This window comes from Microseira wollei NIES-4236 (assembly GCF_020521235.1).
Classification (GTDB): Bacteria; Cyanobacteriota; Cyanobacteriia; order Cyanobacteriales; family Aerosakkonemataceae; genus Microseira; species Microseira wollei.
Genome location: NZ_BLAY01000726.1, coordinates 1 through 255 on the forward strand (window position 1 = coordinate 1; position 255 = coordinate 255).

Sequence of the window (255 nt, forward strand, 5' to 3'; positions counted from 1 at the left end):
GTAGGGGCACGGCATTCAAAATATTGTGGCAGAAATAGATAGCTTAAAGATGCCGTGCCCCTACAAAATGGCGGAACTGTAGGGGCACGGCATTCAAAATATTGTGGCAGATAGAGATAGCCCAAAGGTGCCGTGCCCCTACAAAATGGCGGAACTGTAGGGGCACGGCATTCAAAATATTGTGGCAGAAATAGATAGCTTAAAGATGCCGTGCCCCTACAAAATGGCGGAACTGTAGGGGCACGGCATTCAAAA

Annotated in this window: 1 protein-coding gene; it reads right to left on the reverse strand. The window is 48.2% G+C overall.

Going from position 1 to position 255, the window contains the following annotated elements:
• The coding region (locus tag MiSe_RS50350; RefSeq protein WP_226595130.1) for a hypothetical protein at positions 1 to 255 on the reverse strand (255 nt) is incomplete at both ends.